The organism is Veillonella sp. (assembly GCF_018381775.1).
Lineage (GTDB): Bacteria > Bacillota > Negativicutes > Veillonellales > Veillonellaceae > Veillonella.
Genome location: NZ_JAGZRH010000009.1, coordinates 1 through 21,255, shown reverse-complemented (window position 1 = coordinate 21,255; position 21,255 = coordinate 1). Strand labels below are relative to the sequence as shown.

Below are 21,255 nucleotides of genomic sequence, written 5' to 3'. Positions count from 1 at the left end.
CCGTAAAGTAAAAAACCCCTCTTTACTGGACATCCAGTAAAGAGGGGCACAGATCATAAATGATCCAATTTAAATAAGATTATTTAAATTGATTGCAAAGGCTATCAAATAGCGCTTGATCTGGTTTTACTACATCTTCTGTTAATGGACGAGGATGTGGACCACCATTTGCTGCAGCCATAGCTTTTTCAAAGGAAGGTTTAGTTGTATTTTGGTAGATAACACCTGTTACCAAACCATCTGTTTCACCCAATGTTTTAAGTGCTAATGCACGATCTGTTGGGTCATAACCTTCTGGCAATTCTAGCAAATGTTCTTTGAACCAGTCATAGCTGTTGCGTTTGTTGTATGTAACACATGGGCTGAATACGTTGATGAAGGAGAAGCCATCATGGTCCATAGCCTTTTGAATCAACTCTACAAGTTGTGCACGATTAATCATATAACCTTGTGCTACGAATGTAGCACCTGCAGCAATTGCAGTTTCACAAACGGACAATGGAGATTCGAACGCCCCACGAGGAGTTGTTTTTGTAACAAAACCGATATCGGAACGAGGGGATGCTTGACCTTTAGTCAAACCATATACATGGTTATCCATTACAATATATGTCATATTTACATTACGTTTGAAAGCATGGATAGTGTGACCCATACCGATAGCAAACGCATCACCATCACCAGAGCAAGCGATAACTTCTAAGTCTTGGTTAGCAAGTTTAACGCCTTGTGCGTAAGGAAGCGCACGACCATGAGTTGTATGAGCGCCATACGCGTAGAAATAACCACCGATACGGCTAGAGCAACCGATACCGGAAATTACTGCTAATTTTTCTGGTGGAATATTTTTCGCTACTACAGCATCAGTAATCGCTGCTTGAACCCCATAATGGCCACAGCCTGGACACCAGTTAGGACGAATATCGTTTCTGTAATCTTTAGCTGTTGTCATATTATAGGACCTCCTTAATCGCATTTTTCACATAACTTTTTGTGAATGGATTACCATCGTATTTCAAGCAGCTGGAAATTTTAGATTTCTTATGCATGTTGATTTTAAATAAGTTAGTCAATTGACCTGTTGCATTGTGCTCAACGATAACCACTTTTTTCGCAGCATCCATGAATGGTTGTAATTGTTTTGCTGGGAATGGTTTAATCAAGCGCAATTGCAAGTGGTTAACTTTAACGCCTTCTTGATCGAATTCAGCAACTGCTTCTTCGATAGCGCCACGGCTAGAAGCCATACCTACAACGAGAACATCTGCTTCGTCATATTTAGCGTTGTTCAAGAATGGTTCGTAGTTATCAGCTACAGTTTCCAATTTACGGAAACGTTTATCAGTTTGCGCTACGTGCATTGTAGGCGCTTCTGCTGGTTTACCTTCTTCATTATGTTCTAGACCTGTGGAAAGGAATAGACCATTTTTCATACCAGGAATTGTACGTGGAGAAATACCATCTTCAGTCAATTCAAAGCGTTTGAAGTATTTAGGTTGTTCCAATTCAGGAAGATCAGCTTCTTTCATCATTTTACCGCGGTTAATAGGTACACGGTTCAAGTCGAAGGAAGGAACGGATTGTTTATTCAAACCTTGTTGTAAATCAGGCATGAAGATAACTGGGCATTGGTACATTTCTGCCAAGTTGAAAGCTTTTTGAATTTCATAGAAGCATTCTTCGATAGATGTTGGAGAAATAACGATACCAGAGTAATCGCCATGTGCATTATAGCAAGCTGCATCAATATCAGATTGTTCAACCTTTGTAGCCATACCTGTGGATGGACCAGAACGTTGAACGTCGATAACAACCATTGGTAATTCAGCCATGGAAGCCATGGATAAGGATTCAGCCATCAAGGAAAGACCAGGGCCAGAAGTACATGTGAAGCCACGAACACCTGCGTATACGCCACCCATAGCTGTCATACATGCTGCGATTTCGTCCTCTGTTTGAACGATAGTAGCACCCAATTTATCCATATTTTTAATCATATATTCCATTACTTCAGATGCTGGAGTAATAGGATAAGATGCCATGAAACGGGAGCCCGCAGCAATAGCACCTAAAGCACATGCTTCATTACCTAATAAGAACATTTGATCTTTCTTACCAGGAGCTGGCAATGTATCGATTTCCACATCGCCCAATTTTTCCATTACAAGGCTATAACCATCGTCAAAGGCAGCTAAGTTTTTATCCACGATTTCTTGGGATTTTTTCGCAAATTTAGCAGCAATCGCATCTTTAAACATCTTAGTATCGAAACCAAGAAGTGCAACAGACATACCAAGTGCTACGATATTACGCATCAACAAGGAACCTTGTTTCATTGCAGTTTCAGAGATTGGCAAGGACAAGCAATTAACCTTTGTACCTTCAAATTTAGAGAAGTCAGGATTTACTTTGCTGTCACAGATGATGTAACCGCCCTCACGAACTTCAGAACCATGCATATCAACTGTTTCTTGATCAAGAGAAAGCAAGAAGTCTACGCCTTCACCAATAGACATAACTTGTTCTAATGCAACGCGCAATGCGAATGTAGTATGACCACCTTTGATACGAGATGCAAATAAACGTTGGCTATACAAGGAATAACCTTCTTTAGCGAGGATTGTCGCCATGATTTCGCCACAACTCTCGATACCTTCACCTTGTTGGCCGCCCATTTTCCAGATAAAATCTTTACGTTTTTGCAAGAGATTCACCCTCCTTAGGATAAAAATTACACTGCTGACAAGAGTCTACCTTACTATGTTAATGTTTTATAGTACGAACCTGTCCATATCGTCATTGTATCATGTATATATTGGGTTTACAATGTATCATTTCACATAATAATAGGTATAAATTAAGGCATTATAACTAAAACTTATAAGAAAAAAGGATACTACATGCTAAGTAGTATCCTTTTAGTATTAATAGTTATCGTTTTAAATAAATTCTAGAAGAATGCAGTCTATACAAAATTATATAGAATATTTATTCTGTAACACCTCTTGCTGACGTTCTTCCGTAAAGAATATCTCCTCTAAACATAACCCTTGGGCTGGCGCCGTTTTACCTATAACACGACGATCTTTAGCAGCCAAATAGTCCTTAATATCCTCCACCTTGCGTCTTCCAAGGCCTACATCGACGAGGAGCCCTGCAATATTGCGAACCATGTGGTATAAGAACCCATCCCCCACTACAGAAATGGTAACATGAGATCCTTCTGCCTCTACATGAATTCCTATAATTGTTTTTACCGGATCAGCGGGCGTTGAATTCGTCCCTTTTAAGGTAGTAAAGTCATGGGTGCCTAATAATTCATTGCCTGCAGCTTGCATGAGGTCGATATTAAGAGGCTTCTTAACATGCCAATGGTATCGTTTTGTCAAAGGATTAGCAATAAGCTGATTATGAATGGTATATACATACTCTTTACCGTATATATTCCAGCGTGGCTTCCAATCGAGTGGAATTTCCAGGGCTTCAAGAACAACGATATCCTTTGGAATATGTGCAATCATAGCACGAGGAATATTTTCTACTGGTATAGATCCAGATGTTTGGAACGTACATACTTGAAACTTCGCATGTACACCTGCATCTGTTCTAGAAGCTCCATAGATTTGTATGGGTTCATTACAAATTTTAGATAATCCATATTCTAAGCAACCTTGTACGGTTAAGCCCTTATCATCAGGTTGCTTCTGATAGCCTGCCAAATCGGTGCCGTCATAAGCAACTATGATTCGTATATTTCTCATAGATCAAGCCACCATAAAACGATGAGTACAATGGTAATCAAAATAACAGCACCGACGCCAATATAATCAACATAAGTAACTTGTAGTTCCTTCATACGCGTACGGTTTACACCACCTCGATAGCAACGCGCTTCCATAGCAATAGCCAGTTCATCAGCACGTCTAAATGCACTAATGAATAAAGGAACCAACAAAGGTACCATATTTTTTGCCCGTTGAATGATAGACCCTGTTACAAAGTCTGCACCACGAGCAGATTGAGCTTTCATAATACGATCTGTTTCATCCAATAAAGTAGGAATGAAACGCAATGCAATGGTCATCATCATAGCCAATTCATGAGCAGGTACGCCAATACAACGGAATGGGTTTAGCAAATGCTCAATACCATCAGTCAAACGAATTGGTGATGTCGTATAGGTCAATAGGGAGGAGAATAAGATTAAAAAGATTAATCGTGCCGCCATTTGTAGACCCATAGCTAAGCCTTGATCTGTAATATTAATAATGCCCCATTGGAAAAGTGAATTACCTGGGGTCGTAAAGATATGAATCCCCATAGTAAATACAATAATAATCCAAAGAGGTTTAATAGCTGACCACATCAAGCGTAATGGTAATCTTGATAATAGCATCGCAAAGATGGTAAATGCCCCTACCAAGCCATACGCAAGAGGAGAGTTCGCTAAGAAGATGGCTACTACGAATATTGTGGTAGCAATAATCTTTGCGCGAGGATCCATACGATGTAAGAAGGAGTTTCCTGGGAAGTATTGCCCAATGGTAATGTTATTTAACATGGCTACCTCCTTCTAGAATGGCTTGTACTGCATCATCTACAGATAATACACGATTAGACACATCTAGTCCTTGTTCACGCAAATATTCCATGGTTACAGACACTGGTGGTACGTCTACACCTACCGCTTGTAATTCATCGCGATGGTTATTAAAGATATCCATCGGTTCCCCATCGAGAACGATGCGACCTTTATCGAGTACTACTAGGCGAGAGGCCATGCGAGAAATATCCTCCATGTTATGTGATACAAGGATTACAGTAATGCCCTTTTCTTTATGAAGTCGAATGATCTCTTCAAAGATTTCTTCACGACCAAATGGGTCGAGGCCTGCAGATGGCTCATCAAGGACTAGGAAATCTGGATTCATAGCCACTACACCAGCGATGGCAACACGGCGCATTTGTCCACCAGATAGGTGAAATGGAGAGCGCTCCGCGTAGGTGTCGTAATCAAGACCTACAAATTTCATTGCCTCCCGTACCCGTTCATCTACTTCATCAGCACTGAGGCCTAAGTTTTTAGGACCAAAAGCAATATCTTCGGCAATAGTTTCTTCAAATAACTGATGCTCTGGATATTGAAAAACCATGCCTACCTTATGGCGCATCTTTTTAGCTTCCTCTGTAGAAGCACTAATATCTACACCATTAACGGTAACCGTTCCTGTTGTAGGGTGTAATAAGCCATTTAAATGTTGTACAAAGGTAGATTTACCAGAGCCGGTATGACCAATGATGCCTAAAAACTCACCGTTTTCAACAGTAAGAGATACACCGTGAAGGGCTGTCTTTTCAAATGGAGTACCTACACCATAGGTATAAGTAATATTATCTAATACAATCGCCATTAGTGTGTGCCCTCCCCTCTTACTGCATTTACATCTTCATTGGTAGAAGAACTTATAGTGTTAGCCCCTACATTATGCTCACCTAGTAGTTGATCAGCTAATTTAGAATGTTTAAGACCTACAGCTAATTCTTCATTATTGATGATACTTTTACCGATTTCATAACCTTTTTCATTTAATTTAAAAGCAATTTCAGACGCAACCGGAACATCAAGGCCAAGGCCTTTTAAGGTATCTACATGACTAAAGATTTCACGAGGAGTGCCATCATTTAATTTCACACCATTTTTCATAACTACCACACGATCAGCTGTGACAGCTTCCTCCATAAAGTGTGTAATGTACACGATAGTGATACCTTCTTCTTTATTGAGCTTATGAACTGTCTCTAATACCTCACGACGACCTTTGGGATCGAGCATAGCCGTTGGTTCGTCAAGAACGATACAATCAGGTTTCATGGCAAGTACGCCAGCAATAGCAATACGTTGCTTTTGACCACCAGACAACAAATGAGGACCATGCTCTCTATATTCAGTCATATTAACAGCCTCTAATGCTGCATCGACACGTTTTCTAATTTCAGCACTAGGAATTCCAAGATTTTCTGGACCAAAGGCAACATCTTCTTCTACGACAGCTGCCACAATTTGGTTATCCGGATTTTGGAACACCATACCTACATGTTGGCGTATATCCCAAATATGTTCTTCATCACGCGTGTCATAGCCACATACATTGATATACCCTTCACTAGGTTGTAATAACACGTTGAAATGCTTGGCTAGTGTACTTTTACCACTACCATTAGTACCGATAATACAAACAAACTCACCACGCTTGATGGATAAACTCACATCATTTAATGCATGTACATCATTGCCATTTTCATCAGTATAAATATGACTCATATGATTGACCTCAATCATAATGTCTTTTTCATTCATGGATAACCTCATATCTTTCTAGTCAATTTCGTTTCTATGAAAGTAAACCCCTTTGCGGTTAACAATACATATTCAATATTACGATAACTGCTAACATATTACGATATTATACTAATCGATTGTACCATAAAATTGACAATAAAAAAACGGTGCTGCAACATAAGTTACAACACCGTATGAGTTTGATTAAACTAACTCGATAATAGCCAAAGGTGCAGCGTCACCTTTGCGAAGACCAGTTTTGATTACACGAGTGTAACCACCTTGACGGTCTGCATATTTTGGAGCAATTGTATCAAACAATTTTTTTACTACGCTTTCATCCATGAGGTATGCAAGAACTTGGCGACGTGCATGAAGATCACCACGTTTAGCCAAAGTTACCATTTGATCAGCTAAAGAGCGAAGTTCTTTCGCTTTAGCTTCTGTAGTTTCAATACGCTCATATTGGAAGAAAGATGTTAACATGCTACGGAACAACGCTTTACGAGCGGAGCTGTCGCGGCCTAATTTTCTGTACATTCGTCTTCCTCCTTATTCGCCTTTTTGTTTAAGGTGAAAACCACCTGGATGATTGTTGAGTTTTTCCTCAATTTCATCGATGGATTTTTTACCTAAATTGCGAACTTTTCCTAAGTCATCAATGGTTTTGTCTAGCAAATCTGCAATTGTATTAATGCCAGCACGTTTCAAGCAGTTATACGCACGAACAGAGAGTTCCAACTCATCGATGGAAATCTTTGCTGGGCCGTCATCTACAGCCGGTTCTTCATTCTCGGAACCTACTGGATCAACAACGATACCGCCTTCACCTGTGTTTACATCTACAACATCTGCAGAGTGCGCTAATTTAGTGAAGTTCCCTAAATAACCAATCATAATGGCAGCAGATTTTGCTACTGCATCAGCAGCAGTAATGGAACCATCAGTCCAAACTTCTAATGTAAGTTTGTCAAAGTCCATTTCATTGCCTACACGAACATCACTCACTTCGTATTTGGCACGAAGAATTGGAGAGAAGATGGAATCGATTGGAATACAACCGATTACATCTGTATCTTTTTTATTCTTCGTGGAAGGAACGTAACCTTTGCCACGTTCGATTACTACGTCCATTACGAGATGAGCTGTCTCATCCATTGTCGCAATCACTAGTTCAGGATTCAATACTTCTACTTCTGGTGGGAATTGTTCAGCCAAGTCAGCAGCTGTCAATACGCCGTCCTTTTGGAAGTCAAAATGAACTTCCAAAGGTAATTGAACATCTTCTTCAACTTTAATGCACAATTGCTTTAAGTTAAGGATGATATCCGTAACGTCTTCGCGAATACCAGGAATAGTAGAGAACTCATGAAGAACTCCATCAATTTTGATAGAGGTGATAGCTGCCCCATCCAAGGATGAAAGCAAAATTCTGCGTAAGCTATTACCGAGAGTGATACCATAACCACGGTCTAATGGTTCACATACGAACTTACCATAGCGACCGCCTTCGGCGATGTCCACCTTCTCGATTTTAAGTTTCTTTTCTTCGCTCATCAGGAACATCCTCCTATACAACACACGTTCATAGTTTAATTATAGCACCGTATCAAATCGGCCGCTATAAATTATACACGACGGCGTTTTGGAGGGCGACAACCATTGTGAGGAATTGGAGTTACGTCTTTAATGGAAGTAACTTCAAGACCTGCAGCTTGTAAAGCACGGATTGCAGCTTCACGGCCGGATCCAGGACCTTTTACGAATACTTCAACAGTGCGAAGACCATGTTCCATTGCAGCTTTAGCAGCTTGTTCAGCAGCCATTTGAGCAGCGAATGGAGTGGATTTACGGGAACCACGGAAGCCCAAGCCACCAGCGGAAGCCCAAGACAACGCATTACCGTTTGTATCTGTCAAAGTTACGATAGTGTTATTGAATGTAGAACGAATATGAGCCGCACCGGATTCAATATGTTTCTTTTCTTTTCTTTTAGTTCTAACAACTTTTTTAGCCACGCTTTATCCCTCCTTTATCTTATTTCTTTTTACCAGCAATTGCTTTTCTAGGACCTTTGCGAGTACGTGCATTCGTTTTAGTACGTTGACCACGAAGTGGTAAACCCATACGATGACGTTTGCCTCGATAGGAGTTGATTTCAATTAAGCGTTTAATGTTAAGAGCTTCTTCACGACGAAGGTCACCTTCAACTTTGTAATCAGCATCTAACAATTCACGGATTTTCGCTACTTCATCTTCAGAAAGATCACGAACACGTGTGTCAGGATTGATGCCAGTTTTAGCAATGATTTCAGATGCTAAAGTTGGACCAATACCATAAATATAAGTTAAACCAATTTCCACTCGTTTATCACGAGGTAAATCTACACCGGCGATACGTGCCATCTAATCATCCACCTCCTATCAGATTATCCTTGTTTTTGTTTATGTTTTGGATTTTCGCAAATAACCATTACACGGCCTTTGCGTTTAATGATTTTACATTTTTCGCATATCTTTTTAACTGATGGTTGAACCTTCATTAGTACCTCCTTTGTGGACCCTATGCTTATTTGAAGCGATAGGTGATGCGACCACGATTTAAGTCATACGGTGTCAGTTCCATAGTAACTTTATCACCAGGAAGAATACGGATAAAATTCATACGCATTTTACCTGACACATGAGCCAATACGATATGACCATTTTCCAATTCAACTTGGAACATGGCATTCGGTAAAGCCTCAACTACCGTACCTTCCACCTCAATAACGTCTTCTTTTGACATATCTTTTCCTCCGGTTACCTGTTTTATTTAATTAACCGCGGTTCATCACGCATGGTTAATATTTCAGGGCCGTTTTCTGTAACAACCACTGTATGTTCGAAATGAGCAGCAGGTTTACCATCTACGGTAACTGCTGTCCAGTCATCCCCTAATACATGAACACGATAACTACCTAATGTAATCATCGGTTCAATACACAATACCATACCTGGTTTCATTAAAGGTCCTTGGTCAGGACTACCATAGTTTGGTATTTGCGGATCTTCATGCATTTCGCGGCCTAAACCATGACCTACGAAGTCGCGAACGACACCGTAACCATGTTTCTCACAATACGTTTGAACAGCATGACCGATAGCACCGATACGGTTGCCAACTTTCACTTGTTCAATTCCCTTGAACAGACTTTCTTCTGTAACTTTTAACAATTTCATCACATCAGGTTTGACGTGACCGATAGGAATCGTCACAGCCGAATCGCCATGATATCCATCAATAGATGATACAAGATCAATACTGAGGACATCACCATTTTTAAGCTTACGCTTAGCGCTCGGAATACCATGAACAACTTCATCATTGATAGAAGCACAGATTGTAGCAGGGAATCCATAGTACCCTTTACAACTTGGTATACCACCGTGGCTGCGAATATATTCTTCGGCAATTGTATCTAACTCAAGCGTCGTGATGCCAGGTTTAGCCTTTTCTACTAACAAGGACAACGTGTCTGCTGTAAGCTTACTTGCCTTGCGGATACATTCAATTTCATGGGGCGATTTCAAAATAATCATGGATTATTTCTCCAAAGCCTTAATGATGTCAGCAAATACTGCGTCTACATCTTGTAAACCATTAATTTCTTCATATAAACCGCTATTGCGATAGTAGTCGATTAAAGGTTTAGTAGATTCTTCGTACACAGCTAGACGTTTCTGTACTGTTTCAGGGTTATCATCAGCACGATTTTCTAGAACAGCTCGTTCGCTAATACGTTTAACTAATTCCTCGGAAGGAACGTTTAGGTTAAGTACAGCGTCCAAAGAAATTCCTAATTCTTTAAGGATTGCATCCAAGGACACAGCTTGCGCTGTAGTTCTTGGGAATCCATCAAGAATAAATCCAGATTTGCAGTCATCTTTCACCAAGCGATCACGTACGATACCAACAGTTACACTGTCTGGTACCAATTGACCAGCATCGATGTATTTCTTAGCCTCAACTCCAAGAGGTGTTTCGTTCTTAATCGCAGCGCGGAACATATCACCTGTTGAAATTTGGGGAATACCGTATTTTTCAATAAGTCGAGCTGCCTGAGTGCCTTTACCAGCACCAGGAGGTCCCATTAATAGAATATACATATTGTTTCCCTCCTATTTCACAAAGCCTTTATAGTGGCGTGTTACCATGAGCGACTCGATTTGTTGCATTGTATCAAGTGCTACACCTACAACGATGAGAAGAGCCGTACCACCAAAGTATACGCCTTGGACGCCGGTAATGCTACCGAGGAAATTCGGTATAATAGCAACGACAGCTAAGAATACAGCGCCAGCCAAAGTGATTTTGGTCATCACGTTATCCACATAATCAGCAGTTGGTTTACCCGCACGAATACCTGGGATAAAACCACCGTATTTTTTCATATTATCTGCCATATCTGTAATGTTGATAGAGATTGCAGTATAGAAATACGTAAAGATAAAAATCAATATTGCATACAATGCCGTTTGTAACGGCGTACCCCATGTAAAGAGATCAGCTAATTTATGAACATATTCATTGTCAATAAATTGCGCAATCGTCACAGGGAACATCAACACAGATGACGCAAAGATAATTGGGATTACACCTGCCTGATTAACTTTCAACGGCAAGAATGTAGAGTGACCACCGTACATTTTACGACCTACTACGCGTTTAGCGTATTGAATCGGAATACGACGTTGGCCTTGTGTAACTGCAACTACGACAGCAATCATCGCAAGAGCAATTACAGCAAATAAGAATGCTTGGAACATATTGATTGTTCCGTTTTGGATATATTGATAAATAGTTTCTAAACCATCAGGTAATCGAGCTACGATACCAGCAAAGATGATCAAGGAAATACCATTACCTATACCATATGCTGTGATTTGTTCACCAATCCACATCAACAAGCATGTGCCTGCTGTTAAGATGATGGCCACAACGAATACACTAAGGAAATCATTATTTACCAAAGCGTTGTTTGCTCTAAGAGCAAATGCCATGCCTGCGGCTTGTACAAAGCCAAGCACTACGGTGCCATAACGAGTTACCTTCGCTATTTTCTTACGGCCCTCTTCACCATCTTTACTCCATGCTTCGAACTGAGGAACTACAGCTTGAAGCAGTTGCATGATGATGGAAGCATTGATGTAAGGTGTAATACTCATCGCAAAGATAGAGAACTTACTTAGCGCACCACCAGCAAACAAGTCTAATAGACCGAATAGGTTACCAGATGTAAACAAGGATTCAATAACAGATGCATCAACACCTGGAACAGGAATGTGAATACCAGCTCTAAAGATGGCAAACATCATTAATGTGTAAAGAATCTTATTACGTAATTCGGTAATCTTAAAGATGTTCGAGAGGCTATCTAGCACCCTAGATCACCTCTACTTTTCCGCCTGCTGCTGTAATTTTTTCTTCAGCAGATTTAGTGAAGCCATTAGCGATAACAGTTAAGTTTTTAGTTTCCAATGTACCGTTACCTAAAATACGAATGCCATCGCGTACATTTTTCAAAATGCCAGCTTCAATAAGAGCTACTGGATCAACTGTTGCACCGTCTTCAAAACGGTTCAATTGTTCTACGTTAACTTCAGCATATTGTTTAGCAAAAACGTTGTTGAAACCACGTTTTGGTAAACGACGATAAAGAGGCATTTGGCCGCCTTCAAAACCGGAGCGAACGCCACCGCCAGAACGGGAGTTTTGACCTTTTTGACCACGACCAGATGTTTTACCCAAGCCAGAACCTAAACCACGGCCTACACGAGTACGAGTTTTTTTGGAACCAGCAGCTGGTTGTAATTCATGAAGTTTCATTCAGTGCACCTCCTTATCAGTATTAAACTTCTTCAACTTTTACTAAATGTCTAACTTTGTGAAGCATACCTTCGATTTGAGGTGTTACTTCTTTTACAACTTGAGAATTAGTTTTTTTCAAGCCCAAAGCTTTAACTGTCGCGCGTTGATCTTCAGGACGACCGATTAAGCTTCTTGTTAATGTTACTTTAACTTGTGCCATTTCTTGTCTCCTTATTACGCGTTATAAATTTCTTCAACGGTTTTACCACGAAGTTCTGCAACTTCGCTAGCGCGTTTCAAATCTTTCAAACCTTCGATAGTAGCGCGAACCATATTGTTAGGGTTAGAAGAGCCCAAAGATTTAGTTAAGATGTTACGAACACCTACTAATTCCAATACGGCACGAACAGGGCCACCAGCGATAACGCCAGTACCTTCAGCAGCTGGTTTCAAGAATACGCGGCCTGCACCGAATACGCCTGTTACGCTGTGAGGGATTGTACCATTTTTAATTGCTACGTTTACAATATTTTTCTTAGCATCATCAATACCTTTGCGAATTGCTTCTGGTACTTCCGCTGCTTTACCTAAGCCAACGCCTACATAACCGTTGCCATCACCAACAACTACAAGAGCGCTGAAGGAAAAACGACGACCGCCTTTAACTACTTTGGCTACGCGGTTGATGAATACTACTCTTTCTTTAAGATCAAGACTGGTGTAGTCAATTCTCGCCATGTCTATAGTTCCTCCTTCTTAGAATTTTAAGCCTGCTTCACGAGCACCTTCTGCAAGGGCTGCTACGCGGCCGTGGTAAATGTAACCACCACGGTCAAACACTACTGTGTCAATACCTTTAGCGATAGCTTTTTTAGCAACTGCTTCACCAACAGCTTTAGCAGCAGCTACGTTACCACCATAGGATAAGTTCAAATCTTTATCTAAAGAGCTAGCAGCTACCAAAGTTGTACCTGCTACGTCATCGATAACTTGAGCATAGATGTTGCCTAAAGAACGGAATACGTTCAAACGTGGGCAAGTTGCCGTACCAGAGATGTGACGGCGAATACGAAGATGACGTTTTGCTCGAGCGATGTTTCTACTAGATTTACGAGGCAAGATATTCACTCCTTTCATTCATATAGATGATATTACTATTTACCTTTTGCACCAGCTTTACCAGCTTTACGACGAACAACTTCGCCTTCATAGCGGATACCTTTACCTTTGTAAGGTTCTGGTTTTCTCCATTTACGGATATCAGCTGCTACTGCGCCTACAACTTCTTTGTCTGCACCAGAAACAACGATTTTGTTAGGAGCTGGAACTTCAATTGTAATACCAGCTGGAGCTTCCATTTCTACTGGATGAGAGAAGCCAAGTGTAAGAGCTAATTTATTGCCTTGTTTAGCCGCTCTGTAACCAACACCGTTGATTTCAAGAGTTTTTGTGAATCCTTCAGATACGCCTGTTACCATATTAGCAACAAGAGCGCGAGTCAAACCGTGAAGGGAACGATGAGCTTTATTGTCGGAAGGACGAGCTACTGTAATTGTGTTACCTTCAACAGTGATATTCATATCTGGATGCAAATCGCGAGATAATTCACCTTTAGGACCTTTTACGTTCATATGATGGTTATCATATGTAACAGTAACGCCTGCAGGGATCTCGATAGGCATTCTACCGATACGTGACATTATTTCTACCTCCTATTGCTACTATTACCAAACGTATGCGATTACTTCGCCACCAAGACCTTCTTTACGAGCTTGTTTGTCGCTCATAACGCCTTTGGATGTAGAAATAACTGCGATACCCAAACCACCAAGTACACGAGGAAGTTCTTCCTTTTTCGCGTAAACACGTAAACCAGGTTTGGAAATACGTTTAATTCCTGTAATAACTTTTTCGTTATTGGAACCATATTTCAAAGTTACTTTTAAAGTGTTTTCTTCTTTTTCTACGTTCTTTACGAAACCTTCTTGTAAAAGGATGTCAAGAACAGCTGCTTTCATTCTAGATGCAGGAATGTTTACCGTTTCATGAAGTGCAGCATTTGCATTACGGATGCGCGTAAGCATATCCGCGATAGGATCGGTCATTACCATAATCTAAAAACCTCCTCTCGTCTAATATTACCAGCTGGCTTTTTTAACACCAGGAATTTGTCCTTTGTACGCCAATTCACGGAACGCAATACGGCTGATACCGAATTTGCGCATATAGCCGTGAGGACGACCAGTTAAGTTGCAACGGTTGTGTAAGCGTGTTGGGGATGCATTTGCTGGTAATTTGGACAAGCCTTCATAATCACCTGCTGCTTTTAACGCTGCACGTTTAGCTGCATATTTTTCAACGATTTTAGCGCGTTTCTTTTCGCGTTCAATCATAGATTTTTTAGCCATCTATATGTTCCTCCTATTATTTTTCAAAAGGCATACCAAATTGAGTCAACAATTCACGAGCTTCTTCATCTGTTTTAGCAGTTGTTACTACGATGATATCCATACCAGTAACACGTTCTACTTGATCATATTCGATCTCAGGGAAGATGAGCTGTTCTTTAAGACCCAAAGCGTAGTTACCACGGCCATCAAATGCTGTTGCGCTGATACCGCGGAAGTCACGTACACGAGGTAATGCCGCATTGATCAATTTGTCGAGGAATTCATACATGCGTTCGCCACGAAGAGTAACTTTTGTACCCAACGCCATACCTTCACGAACTTTGAAGTTCGCAATGGATTTTTTAGCTTTTGTGATTACAGGTTTTTGACCAGCAATGATAGTCAAATCATTAACTGCTGCTTCCAATGCTTTTGCATTGCCTACTGCATCACCAACGCCGATGTTGATAACGATTTTTTCCAATTTAGGGATTTCCATAACGTTGCCGTATTGGAATTTTTCTTGCAAACTCTTTTTAATTTCAGAGTTGTATTGTTCAAATAAACGAGACATTTATTTAGCTCCTCCTTTCCTGATTATTTAAGTACTGTACCAGATTTAACTGTAGCGCGAACGAATTTACCGTCTTTGCCTTCAACTTTTTTGATACGAGTAGCTGTTTTAGTTTCTGGGTCAACAACCATTACGTTAGAAACATGGATGCCAGCTTCTTTAGTAACGATGCCGCCTTGTGGGTTAGCTTGAGAAGGTTTTGTGTGACGTTTTACAGTGTTAACGCCTTCAACAAATACGCGTTCTTTTTTAGGTTCAGTTGCAATTACTGTACCTTGCTTACCTTTATCTTTACCGGAGATAACAACAACTGTATCGCCTTTTTTGATTTGTAGTTTAGCCATATGCTGCGTTCCTCCTTCTTATAATACTTCTGGAGCCAAGGAAACGATTTTCATGAAGTCTTTTTCACGAAGTTCTCTTGCTACAGGTCCGAAAATACGAGTACCACGAGGGGTTTTATCGTCTTTAATAACTACTGCTGCGTTTTCATCGAAACGGATATAGGAACCGTCTTGACGGCGGATACCTTTTTTAGAACGAACAATAACAGCTTTGACTACGTCGCCTTTCTTGACAACGCCACCGGGTGATGCATCTTTTACAGAAGCAACGATTACGTCACCGATATTGCCGAATTTGCGATAAGAACCGCCCATGACTTGGATACACATAATACGTTTTGCACCAGTGTTGTCGGCAACATTCAAAATTGTTTGTTGCTGGATCATCGTCTATTCCTCCTTACATCACTCTTATTTTTGTCTTTCAAGAATTTCAACAACTCTCCAACATTTATCTTTAGAAAGTGGACGAGTTTCTACAATTTTAACTGTATCGCCAATTTGGCACTCATTATTTTCATCATGAGCTTTGAAGCGTTTAGTGCTAACCATTGGCTTGTTATATAATGCGTGAGGTACTTTACGTTCTACAGCAACAACAACAGTTTTATTCATTTTGTCGCTAACAACTTTACCTACGCGGACTTTACGTACGTTTCTTTCTTCTGCCACGATTTTAAGCCTCCTTTTCAACCTTTAACAAATCTGTTATTATGCGTTTTCAGATTTAAGTTCAACTTCACGTTGTACAGTTTTAATACGAGCGATTGTCTTCTTAACTTCACGAATGCGCATAGGATTTTCTAATTGACCTGTTGCAAGCTGAAAACGGAGGTTAAATAACTCTTCCTTAAGACCGGAAACTTTTTGTTCCATTTCGGCAGCGCTCATATTGCGAATGTCATTAACCTTCATTTACGTCACCACCCAATTCTTTACCCTTAACAACAAATTTGCATTTGATTGGAAGTTTATGGCTTGCAAGACGCATAGCTTCACGAGCTGTAGCTTCTGGCACACCGTCCATTTCAAACATTACACGACCTGGTTTAACTACTGCTACCCAGTATTCAGGAGAACCTTTACCGGAACCCATACGAGTACCAGCTGGTTTAGCTGTGATTGGTTTGTCAGGGAAAATTTTAATCCATACTTTACCACCACGTTTGATATAACGAGTCATAGCAATACGGGCAGCTTCGATTTGACGGTTAGTGATCCAAGATGGTTCGCATGCTACCAAGCCGAACTCACCATGAGACACTGTATTACCGCGCATAGCACGACCTTTCATACGGCCGCGGAATTGCTTACGATGTTTTACGCGCTTTGGAATAAGCATTACTTGCCACCTTCTTCCTTCTTAGCAGGTTGTTTTGCTTCTGGCAAAACTTCACCTTTGTAAATCCATACTTTAACGCCGATACAACCATATGTTGTATGAGCTTCAGCAGTACCGTAGTCGATGTCTGCACGAAGTGTATGCAAAGGAATAGAACCTTCACGGTAGGATTCGCTACGAGCGATTTCAGCGCCGCCAAGACGACCACTTACCATGATTTTGATACCTTTTGCACCTAAGCGCATTGTACGACCTACAGCTTGTTTCATTGCACGACGGAAACCGATACGGCGTTCCAATTGGCTAGCAATGTTTTCTGCAACCAAGATTGCATCCATGTCTGCTTGTTTAATTTCTGCGATATTAACGTCCACTTGTTTGTCAGTGAAACGAGTCATTGCTTTTTTGATATCTTCGATACCAGCACCACCACGACCGATAACCATACCTGGTTTTGCAGTGTGGATAGTCAATTTAATACGTTTATTTGTACGCTCGATTTCAATGCGGGAAATACCAGCAATGAAAAGGGTTTCTTTCAAGAAGTTACGAATTTTTACGTCTTCATGAAGATTAGCAGCGAAATCTTTATCTGCATACCATTTTGCGTCCCAATCTTTTACGATACCGACACGCAAACCGTGTGGATTAACTTTTTGACCCACTCTGTTTCCCTCCTTCTTAAGCTCTTTCTTTAACTACTACTGTTACATGGCTAGTGCGTTTCAAAATTTTGAAAGCTTGACCACGGGAACGAGGATGAATGCGTTTTAATGTAGGGCCTTGATCAACGAAGATCTCGGATACGTAAAGATTGTCAACATTCATATCGAAATTATGTTCAGCGTTTGCGATTGCAGAACGCATAACTTTTTCTACTACATCAGCGCCAACTTTCGGAGTGAACTTCAAGATGGCAAATGCTTCGCCGATGTTTTTACCGCGCACTAAATCTGCAACGATACGGATTTTACGAGGCGCGATTCGGATATGTCTAGCGATTGCTTTTGCTTCCATGTATTATTTCCTCCTATTTTTTGCCTGTAGATTTTTCGTCCTTACCATGACCTTTATAAGTACGTGTAGGAGCGAACTCACCTAATTTATGACCTACCATATCTTCTGTAATGAATACAGGTACATGTTTGCGACCATCATGCACAGCAATTGTGTGGCCTACAAAACTTGGGATAATAGTAGAGGCACGGGACCAGGTTTTTACAACTTTCTTTTCGTTAGTTTCGTTTAAAGCTTCAACTTTCTTAAGCAAATGATCTGCTACGAAAGGGCCTTTTTTAATAGATCTGGACACTATTTTATCTCCTTTCCTTTATCCTATTTTGTACGACGTTTAATGATTAAGCTGTTAGAAGCTTTTTTCTTGTCGCGAGTTTTAACACCATGTGCTGGTTTGCCCCAAGGTGTAACAGGATGTTTACGACCAACAGGAGATTTACCTTCACCACCACCATGTGGATGGTCACAAGGGTTCATTACAACACCACGGTTGCCAGGGCGAACGCCCATCCAACGATGACGACCAGCTTTACCAATTACAAGGTTGCTGTGGTCAGCGTTACCAACAACACCTACTGTTGCACGGCACTCTTGACGAACACGACGCATTTCACCAGATGGTAAACGAAGAATAGCATAGCCATTATCTTTACCCATCAATTGAGCAGATGTACCAGCGGAACGAACGATTTGGCCACCTTTACCGATTTTCAATTCGATATTGTGGATTTGTGTACCGTCTGGAATATTAGCCAATGGTAAGCAGTTACCAGGTTTAATATCGGACTCAGGACCGGAGAATACAACGTCACCAACTTTTAGACCGTTAGGAGCTAAAATGTAGCGTTTTTCACCATCAGCGTAGTTAAGCAAAGCGATACGAGAAGAACGGTTAGGATCATACTCGATTGTTGCTACTTTAGCTGGAATATTATCTTTAGTACGTTTGAAGTCAATAATACGATATTGACGTTTATGACCGCCACCTTGGTGACGAACTGTCATTTTACCAGTATTGTTACGACCACCTTTTTGAGAAATCTTAGCTAGCAAAGATTTTTCTGGTTTGCTTGCTGTGATTTCGTCGAAGGCGGATACTGTCATAAACCGGCGACCAGCGGAGTACGGTTTAAATGATTTAATTGCCATTAGTGGGCCTCCTTACAACTAGACTCTTAGACACCTTCAAAGAATTCAATGGATTCGCCAGCTTTCAAAGTAACGATAGCTTTTTTGTAATCGCTGCGTTTACCTTGTGTACGACCCATGCGTTTAGTTTTGCCTAAAACACGAATAGTAGCTACTTTTTCTACTTTTACATTGAAGATTTTTTCAACTGCTTGACGGATTTGCACTTTATTTGCAGTCAAAGGCACACGGAAAGTGTATTTGCCTTCTTCCATAAGCATAGTGGATTTTTCGGTAATAACCGGGCGGATTAGTACATCATGTAATTGCATTATCCAAGTACCTCCTCGATTTTTGCGACAGCACCTTTAGTAATGAAGAGCTTATCGTAATGAAGAAGATCGAAAATGTTCATACCTTCGCAAGCCAATGCTTTAACACCTTGGATATTGCGAGCGGAACGTTCAACATTTACATCACCTTCAGTGATGAACAATACTTTTGCATCACCAACATTGAAGCTATTGATAATATTCAATACTTCTTTAGTTTTAGGAGCTGCTAATGTGATTTCTTCCAAAACGTATAATTCGCTATTATTCACTTTATCGCTAAGAGCAGATTTAACTGCTAAACGTCTAGCCTTACGAGGCATAGCTTTGTAATAGCTGCGAGGTTGTGGACCAAATGTAGTACCGCCACCAATCCAGATTGGGGAACGGCTGGAACCGGAACGTGCACGACCAGTACCTTTTTGTTTCCAAGGTTTGCGGCCACCGCCACGAACCATACCTCTAGTTTTTGTTGCATGTGTGCCGAGACGTTCGTTAGACAATTGACGAACTACGGCTTGATGCATTACGGCTTCGTTAACTTCAACGCCGAATACTGCATCGTTTAACTGTATTTCACCGACTTTAACGCCGGATTGATTATATGTTGCTACTGTAGGCATTACATAATCCTCCTTTCGACAAATGATTATTTAACAGGTTTAACCGTGTTGCGAACCATAACCAAGCTACCTTTAGCGCCTGGGATACCACCTTTAACCAATAAAAGGTTACGTTCAGCATCAACTTTCACAACGGATAAGCGTTGTACGGTAACTCTGTAACCACCCATTTGTCCAGGGAGTTTTTTACCTTTGTATACCTTACCGCCGCCACCGGAGATCATAGGACCGATGGAACCAGGTTCACGGTGAGATTTAGAACCATGAGTTTCAGGACCACGGGAGAAGTTATGGCGTTTAATTGTGCCAGCAAAACCCTTACCTTTACCTGTACCCACTACGTCCACCAATTCACCTTCTGCGAAGATATCAGCTGCCAGAGTTTGGCCTACTGTGTAGTCAGCTGCATTAGCTACGCAAACTTCGCGAAGATATTTAACTGGAGCTACGCCAGCTTTGTCGAACTGACCTTTTACAGGTTTTGTTAAATGTTTTTCTTTAATGGAACCGTAACCAATTTGTACTGCTTCGTAGCCGTCTGTTTCAACAGTCTTAACGCGCACTACAACACTTGGGGTAGTTTCCACTACTGTTACAGGAACTAATTGGCCTTCAGCTGTGAAGACTTGAGTCATTCCTAATTTTTTACCCAAAATAGCTTTAGACATTATCGCACCTCCTTATAGTTTTATTTCAATAGATACACCAGCTGGTAAATCTAAACGAGTGATAGCATCTACTGTTTTCGAATTTGGTTCAAGAATATCGATTAAGCGTTTATGTGTACGCATTTCGAATTGTTCACGAGAATCTTTGTTTACGTGTACAGAACGAAGAATTGTGAAGATATTCTTTTCTGTTGGCAATGGAATCGGACCAGATACCATAGCGCCATTTCTTTTTGCAGTGTCTACGATCTTAGCAGCGCTTTGATCGAGAGCTTTGTGGTCGTATGCCTTAAGGCGAATACGGATTTTTTGCTGTTTAGCCATTATTAATAATTCCTCCTGTCGTCCATTTCATGAATGGGCTGCTCCATAGAAATTCTCCTCCGCAGAGGCAACCTTCTACTTCATAGTTTAAAAACACAACACTAGAGCGGCATTACTGCCGCTCTGAATGCTGCATGTATTGTGCTCAACGCATCACTACGATGAGCATAAAAGGTTAAATTAACCTTCGATTTCAGTTACAACGCCAGCGCCTACTGTATGACCACCTTCGCGGATCGCGAAACGAAGACCTTCTTCGATAGCGATTGGAGTGATCAATTCGATATCCATTGTTACGTTATCGCCAGGCATACACATTTCT

Annotated in this window: 36 protein-coding genes and 1 pseudogene; all 37 read right to left on the bottom strand. The window is 40.8% G+C overall.

Translation table 11 applies throughout. The features are described from left to right. Nucleotides 1-79: 79 nt before the first annotated feature. Nucleotides 80-952, bottom strand: coding sequence for a 2-oxoacid:ferredoxin oxidoreductase subunit beta (locus tag KH109_RS06660; protein WP_295217000.1), 873 nt, complete (start codon nucleotides 950-952; stop codon nucleotides 80-82). Nucleotide 953: 1 nt separating this feature from the next. Then, nucleotides 954-2,705, bottom strand: coding sequence for a 2-oxoacid:acceptor oxidoreductase subunit alpha (locus KH109_RS06655; RefSeq protein WP_295216996.1), 1,752 nt, complete (start codon nucleotides 2,703-2,705; stop codon nucleotides 954-956). A gap of 270 nt (nucleotides 2,706-2,975) precedes the next feature. Beyond that, entirely contained in the window at nucleotides 2,976-3,761 is a 786-nt protein-coding gene (gene truA, locus KH109_RS06650) for a tRNA pseudouridine(38-40) synthase TruA (RefSeq protein ID WP_295216993.1), read from the bottom strand. Continuing rightward, a complete protein-coding gene (locus KH109_RS06645; RefSeq protein WP_295216990.1) occupies nucleotides 3,758-4,561 on the bottom strand; it encodes an energy-coupling factor transporter transmembrane component T in 804 nt (267 codons plus the stop codon). Before KH109_RS06645 ends, truA begins: the two co-directional genes overlap by 4 nt. After that, the gene (locus KH109_RS06640) at nucleotides 4,551-5,411 is read right to left on the bottom strand and encodes an energy-coupling factor transporter ATPase (RefSeq protein WP_295216987.1); all 861 of its coding nucleotides are present in this window, start codon (nucleotides 5,409-5,411) and stop codon (nucleotides 4,551-4,553) included. Before KH109_RS06640 ends, KH109_RS06645 begins: the two co-directional genes overlap by 11 nt. Beyond that, nucleotides 5,411-6,358 carry an energy-coupling factor transporter ATPase gene (locus tag KH109_RS06635; RefSeq protein WP_295216985.1) on the bottom strand — a complete coding sequence of 316 codons (948 nt, stop codon included), beginning with the start codon at nucleotides 6,356-6,358 and terminating at the stop codon, nucleotides 5,411-5,413. Before KH109_RS06635 ends, KH109_RS06640 begins: the two co-directional genes overlap by 1 nt. A 186-nt stretch (nucleotides 6,359-6,544) precedes the next feature. Then, entirely contained in the window at nucleotides 6,545-6,880 is a 336-nt protein-coding gene (gene rplQ, locus KH109_RS06630; protein ID WP_004695155.1) for a 50S ribosomal protein L17, read from the bottom strand. A 12-nt stretch (nucleotides 6,881-6,892) separates the two neighbouring features. Beyond that, nucleotides 6,893-7,897, bottom strand: a complete 1,005-nt coding sequence (locus KH109_RS06625) for a DNA-directed RNA polymerase subunit alpha (protein WP_156720027.1) — start codon at nucleotides 7,895-7,897, stop codon at nucleotides 6,893-6,895. A 71-nt stretch (nucleotides 7,898-7,968) separates the two neighbouring features. Further along, a complete protein-coding gene (gene rpsK / locus KH109_RS06620) occupies nucleotides 7,969-8,358 on the bottom strand; it encodes a 30S ribosomal protein S11 (protein WP_004695151.1) in 390 nt (129 codons plus the stop codon). A gap of 19 nt (nucleotides 8,359-8,377) precedes the next feature. Further along, on the bottom strand, nucleotides 8,378-8,746 hold the full coding sequence (rpsM, locus tag KH109_RS06615) for a 30S ribosomal protein S13 (RefSeq protein ID WP_004695149.1): 369 nt from the start codon (nucleotides 8,744-8,746) through the stop codon (nucleotides 8,378-8,380). 23 nt (nucleotides 8,747-8,769) lie between these two features. Continuing rightward, a complete protein-coding gene (rpmJ, locus tag KH109_RS06610) occupies nucleotides 8,770-8,883 on the bottom strand; it encodes a 50S ribosomal protein L36 (RefSeq protein ID WP_004695148.1) in 114 nt (37 codons plus the stop codon). A 26-nt stretch (nucleotides 8,884-8,909) separates the two neighbouring features. Further along, a complete protein-coding gene (gene infA / locus KH109_RS06605) occupies nucleotides 8,910-9,128 on the bottom strand; it encodes a translation initiation factor IF-1 (RefSeq protein WP_004695147.1) in 219 nt (72 codons plus the stop codon). A gap of 23 nt (nucleotides 9,129-9,151) precedes the next feature. After that, nucleotides 9,152-9,922 carry a type I methionyl aminopeptidase gene (gene map / locus KH109_RS06600; RefSeq protein WP_295216980.1) on the bottom strand — a complete coding sequence of 257 codons (771 nt, stop codon included), beginning with the start codon at nucleotides 9,920-9,922 and terminating at the stop codon, nucleotides 9,152-9,154. Between the two features lie 3 nt (nucleotides 9,923-9,925). Further along, nucleotides 9,926-10,489 carry an adenylate kinase gene (locus KH109_RS06595; RefSeq protein WP_005385513.1) on the bottom strand — a complete coding sequence of 188 codons (564 nt, stop codon included), beginning with the start codon at nucleotides 10,487-10,489 and terminating at the stop codon, nucleotides 9,926-9,928. Nucleotides 10,490-10,501: 12 nt separating this feature from the next. Beyond that, a complete protein-coding gene (gene secY / locus KH109_RS06590; RefSeq protein ID WP_295216978.1) occupies nucleotides 10,502-11,764 on the bottom strand; it encodes a preprotein translocase subunit SecY in 1,263 nt (420 codons plus the stop codon). Between the two features lies 1 nt (nucleotide 11,765). Continuing rightward, nucleotides 11,766-12,209, bottom strand: a complete 444-nt coding sequence (rplO, locus tag KH109_RS06585; RefSeq protein WP_005385511.1) for a 50S ribosomal protein L15 — start codon at nucleotides 12,207-12,209, stop codon at nucleotides 11,766-11,768. Nucleotides 12,210-12,231: 22 nt separating this feature from the next. Beyond that, on the bottom strand, nucleotides 12,232-12,411 hold the full coding sequence (rpmD, locus tag KH109_RS06580; RefSeq protein ID WP_004695138.1) for a 50S ribosomal protein L30: 180 nt from the start codon (nucleotides 12,409-12,411) through the stop codon (nucleotides 12,232-12,234). A 14-nt stretch (nucleotides 12,412-12,425) separates the two neighbouring features. Further along, on the bottom strand, nucleotides 12,426-12,929 hold the full coding sequence (rpsE, locus tag KH109_RS06575; RefSeq protein ID WP_004695136.1) for a 30S ribosomal protein S5: 504 nt from the start codon (nucleotides 12,927-12,929) through the stop codon (nucleotides 12,426-12,428). A gap of 18 nt (nucleotides 12,930-12,947) precedes the next feature. Then, nucleotides 12,948-13,310, bottom strand: a complete 363-nt coding sequence (rplR, locus tag KH109_RS06570; RefSeq protein ID WP_009350984.1) for a 50S ribosomal protein L18 — start codon at nucleotides 13,308-13,310, stop codon at nucleotides 12,948-12,950. A 35-nt stretch (nucleotides 13,311-13,345) separates the two neighbouring features. Then, complete coding sequence (rplF, locus tag KH109_RS06565; protein WP_039968986.1) at nucleotides 13,346-13,891, bottom strand: 50S ribosomal protein L6; 546 nt, start codon at nucleotides 13,889-13,891, stop codon at nucleotides 13,346-13,348. A gap of 24 nt (nucleotides 13,892-13,915) precedes the next feature. Then, a complete protein-coding gene (gene rpsH, locus KH109_RS06560) occupies nucleotides 13,916-14,302 on the bottom strand; it encodes a 30S ribosomal protein S8 (RefSeq protein WP_004695128.1) in 387 nt (128 codons plus the stop codon). Nucleotides 14,303-14,329: 27 nt separating this feature from the next. Then, on the bottom strand, nucleotides 14,330-14,599 hold the full coding sequence (gene rpsN, locus KH109_RS06555) for a 30S ribosomal protein S14 (protein WP_005377140.1): 270 nt from the start codon (nucleotides 14,597-14,599) through the stop codon (nucleotides 14,330-14,332). A gap of 16 nt (nucleotides 14,600-14,615) precedes the next feature. Continuing rightward, nucleotides 14,616-15,155: a 50S ribosomal protein L5 gene (gene rplE, locus KH109_RS06550; protein WP_024065152.1), complete on the bottom strand. Its 540-nt coding sequence runs from the start codon at nucleotides 15,153-15,155 to the stop codon at nucleotides 14,616-14,618. Nucleotides 15,156-15,178: 23 nt separating this feature from the next. Beyond that, entirely contained in the window at nucleotides 15,179-15,499 is a 321-nt protein-coding gene (gene rplX, locus KH109_RS06545; RefSeq protein WP_004695118.1) for a 50S ribosomal protein L24, read from the bottom strand. An 18-nt stretch (nucleotides 15,500-15,517) separates the two neighbouring features. Next, the gene (gene rplN / locus KH109_RS06540) at nucleotides 15,518-15,886 is read right to left on the bottom strand and encodes a 50S ribosomal protein L14 (protein ID WP_004695117.1); all 369 of its coding nucleotides are present in this window, start codon (nucleotides 15,884-15,886) and stop codon (nucleotides 15,518-15,520) included. 24 nt (nucleotides 15,887-15,910) lie between these two features. After that, nucleotides 15,911-16,171, bottom strand: coding sequence for a 30S ribosomal protein S17 (gene rpsQ / locus KH109_RS06535; protein WP_005385504.1), 261 nt, complete (start codon nucleotides 16,169-16,171; stop codon nucleotides 15,911-15,913). A 39-nt stretch (nucleotides 16,172-16,210) separates the two neighbouring features. Further along, entirely contained in the window at nucleotides 16,211-16,414 is a 204-nt protein-coding gene (rpmC, locus tag KH109_RS06530; RefSeq protein ID WP_004695115.1) for a 50S ribosomal protein L29, read from the bottom strand. Next, a complete protein-coding gene (gene rplP / locus KH109_RS06525) occupies nucleotides 16,404-16,841 on the bottom strand; it encodes a 50S ribosomal protein L16 (RefSeq protein WP_004695114.1) in 438 nt (145 codons plus the stop codon). The genes rpmC and rplP overlap by 11 nt, the downstream gene beginning before the upstream one ends. Next, nucleotides 16,841-17,506, bottom strand: a complete 666-nt coding sequence (gene rpsC / locus KH109_RS06520) for a 30S ribosomal protein S3 (protein WP_295216973.1) — start codon at nucleotides 17,504-17,506, stop codon at nucleotides 16,841-16,843. The genes rplP and rpsC overlap by 1 nt, the downstream gene beginning before the upstream one ends. Before the next feature lie 16 nt (nucleotides 17,507-17,522). Continuing rightward, nucleotides 17,523-17,858, bottom strand: a complete 336-nt coding sequence (gene rplV / locus KH109_RS06515) for a 50S ribosomal protein L22 (protein WP_004695112.1) — start codon at nucleotides 17,856-17,858, stop codon at nucleotides 17,523-17,525. A gap of 13 nt (nucleotides 17,859-17,871) precedes the next feature. Further along, entirely contained in the window at nucleotides 17,872-18,153 is a 282-nt protein-coding gene (gene rpsS / locus KH109_RS06510; RefSeq protein ID WP_005385498.1) for a 30S ribosomal protein S19, read from the bottom strand. A 23-nt stretch (nucleotides 18,154-18,176) separates the two neighbouring features. Beyond that, the gene (rplB, locus tag KH109_RS06505; protein WP_005385496.1) at nucleotides 18,177-19,007 is read right to left on the bottom strand and encodes a 50S ribosomal protein L2; all 831 of its coding nucleotides are present in this window, start codon (nucleotides 19,005-19,007) and stop codon (nucleotides 18,177-18,179) included. A 26-nt stretch (nucleotides 19,008-19,033) separates the two neighbouring features. Further along, entirely contained in the window at nucleotides 19,034-19,318 is a 285-nt protein-coding gene (rplW, locus tag KH109_RS06500) for a 50S ribosomal protein L23 (RefSeq protein WP_004695108.1), read from the bottom strand. Beyond that, nucleotides 19,318-19,941 carry a 50S ribosomal protein L4 gene (rplD, locus tag KH109_RS06495; RefSeq protein WP_005377066.1) on the bottom strand — a complete coding sequence of 208 codons (624 nt, stop codon included), beginning with the start codon at nucleotides 19,939-19,941 and terminating at the stop codon, nucleotides 19,318-19,320. The genes rplW and rplD overlap by 1 nt, the downstream gene beginning before the upstream one ends. A 26-nt stretch (nucleotides 19,942-19,967) precedes the next feature. Further along, complete coding sequence (rplC, locus tag KH109_RS06490; RefSeq protein ID WP_295216968.1) at nucleotides 19,968-20,609, bottom strand: 50S ribosomal protein L3; 642 nt, start codon at nucleotides 20,607-20,609, stop codon at nucleotides 19,968-19,970. Between the two features lie 12 nt (nucleotides 20,610-20,621). After that, on the bottom strand, nucleotides 20,622-20,933 hold the full coding sequence (gene rpsJ, locus KH109_RS06485) for a 30S ribosomal protein S10 (RefSeq protein WP_004695100.1): 312 nt from the start codon (nucleotides 20,931-20,933) through the stop codon (nucleotides 20,622-20,624). A gap of 180 nt (nucleotides 20,934-21,113) precedes the next feature. Further along, nucleotides 21,114-21,255, bottom strand: a pseudogene (gene tuf, locus KH109_RS06480) (elongation factor Tu); the annotation flags it as partial.

What these genes read in the sequence shown, in the direction of transcription:
- rplC (WP_295216968.1), bottom strand. Translation starts at nt 20,609, where the DNA reads ATGTCTAAAGCTATTTTGGGTAAAAAATTAGGAATGACTCAAGTCTTC.
- KH109_RS06645 (WP_295216990.1), bottom strand. Translation starts at nt 4,561, where the DNA reads ATGTTAAATAACATTACCATTGGGCAATACTTCCCAGGAAACTCCTTC.
- rplB (WP_005385496.1), bottom strand. Translation starts at nt 19,007, where the DNA reads ATGGCAATTAAATCATTTAAACCGTACTCCGCTGGTCGCCGGTTTATG.
- KH109_RS06660 (WP_295217000.1), bottom strand. Translation starts at nt 952, where the DNA reads ATGACAACAGCTAAAGATTACAGAAACGATATTCGTCCTAACTGGTGT.
- rplF (WP_039968986.1), bottom strand. Translation starts at nt 13,891, where the DNA reads ATGTCACGTATCGGTAGAATGCCTATCGAGATCCCTGCAGGCGTTACT.
- KH109_RS06640 (WP_295216987.1), bottom strand. Translation starts at nt 5,411, where the DNA reads ATGGCGATTGTATTAGATAATATTACTTATACCTATGGTGTAGGTACT.
- KH109_RS06635 (WP_295216985.1), bottom strand. Translation starts at nt 6,358, where the DNA reads ATGAATGAAAAAGACATTATGATTGAGGTCAATCATATGAGTCATATT.
- rpmJ (WP_004695148.1), bottom strand. Translation starts at nt 8,883, where the DNA reads ATGAAGGTTCAACCATCAGTTAAAAAGATATGCGAAAAATGTAAAATC.
- rpmD (WP_004695138.1), bottom strand. Translation starts at nt 12,411, where the DNA reads ATGGCACAAGTTAAAGTAACATTAACAAGAAGCTTAATCGGTCGTCCT.
- rplP (WP_004695114.1), bottom strand. Translation starts at nt 16,841, where the DNA reads ATGCTTATTCCAAAGCGCGTAAAACATCGTAAGCAATTCCGCGGCCGT.
- rplO (WP_005385511.1), bottom strand. Translation starts at nt 12,209, where the DNA reads ATGAAACTTCATGAATTACAACCAGCTGCTGGTTCCAAAAAAACTCGT.
- rplN (WP_004695117.1), bottom strand. Translation starts at nt 15,886, where the DNA reads ATGATCCAGCAACAAACAATTTTGAATGTTGCCGACAACACTGGTGCA.
- rpsJ (WP_004695100.1), bottom strand. Translation starts at nt 20,933, where the DNA reads ATGGCTAAACAGCAAAAAATCCGTATTCGCCTTAAGGCATACGACCAC.
- rplX (WP_004695118.1), bottom strand. Translation starts at nt 15,499, where the DNA reads ATGGCTAAACTACAAATCAAAAAAGGCGATACAGTTGTTGTTATCTCC.
- rplD (WP_005377066.1), bottom strand. Translation starts at nt 19,941, where the DNA reads ATGCCTACAGTAGCAACATATAATCAATCCGGCGTTAAAGTCGGTGAA.
- rpsH (WP_004695128.1), bottom strand. Translation starts at nt 14,302, where the DNA reads ATGGTAATGACCGATCCTATCGCGGATATGCTTACGCGCATCCGTAAT.
- rplQ (WP_004695155.1), bottom strand. Translation starts at nt 6,880, where the DNA reads ATGTACAGAAAATTAGGCCGCGACAGCTCCGCTCGTAAAGCGTTGTTC.
- rpmC (WP_004695115.1), bottom strand. Translation starts at nt 16,414, where the DNA reads ATGAAGGTTAATGACATTCGCAATATGAGCGCTGCCGAAATGGAACAA.
- rplE (WP_024065152.1), bottom strand. Translation starts at nt 15,155, where the DNA reads ATGTCTCGTTTATTTGAACAATACAACTCTGAAATTAAAAAGAGTTTG.
- truA (WP_295216993.1), bottom strand. Translation starts at nt 3,761, where the DNA reads ATGAGAAATATACGAATCATAGTTGCTTATGACGGCACCGATTTGGCA.
- rpsN (WP_005377140.1), bottom strand. Translation starts at nt 14,599, where the DNA reads ATGGCTAAAAAATCTATGATTGAACGCGAAAAGAAACGCGCTAAAATC.
- rplV (WP_004695112.1), bottom strand. Translation starts at nt 17,858, where the DNA reads ATGGAAGCAAAAGCAATCGCTAGACATATCCGAATCGCGCCTCGTAAA.
- rplW (WP_004695108.1), bottom strand. Translation starts at nt 19,318, where the DNA reads ATGCAATTACATGATGTACTAATCCGCCCGGTTATTACCGAAAAATCC.
- rpsE (WP_004695136.1), bottom strand. Translation starts at nt 12,929, where the DNA reads ATGGCGAGAATTGACTACACCAGTCTTGATCTTAAAGAAAGAGTAGTA.
- KH109_RS06595 (WP_005385513.1), bottom strand. Translation starts at nt 10,489, where the DNA reads ATGTATATTCTATTAATGGGACCTCCTGGTGCTGGTAAAGGCACTCAG.
- map (WP_295216980.1), bottom strand. Translation starts at nt 9,922, where the DNA reads ATGATTATTTTGAAATCGCCCCATGAAATTGAATGTATCCGCAAGGCA.
- rpsM (WP_004695149.1), bottom strand. Translation starts at nt 8,746, where the DNA reads ATGGCACGTATCGCCGGTGTAGATTTACCTCGTGATAAACGAGTGGAA.
- infA (WP_004695147.1), bottom strand. Translation starts at nt 9,128, where the DNA reads ATGTCAAAAGAAGACGTTATTGAGGTGGAAGGTACGGTAGTTGAGGCT.
- KH109_RS06625 (WP_156720027.1), bottom strand. Translation starts at nt 7,897, where the DNA reads ATGAGCGAAGAAAAGAAACTTAAAATCGAGAAGGTGGACATCGCCGAA.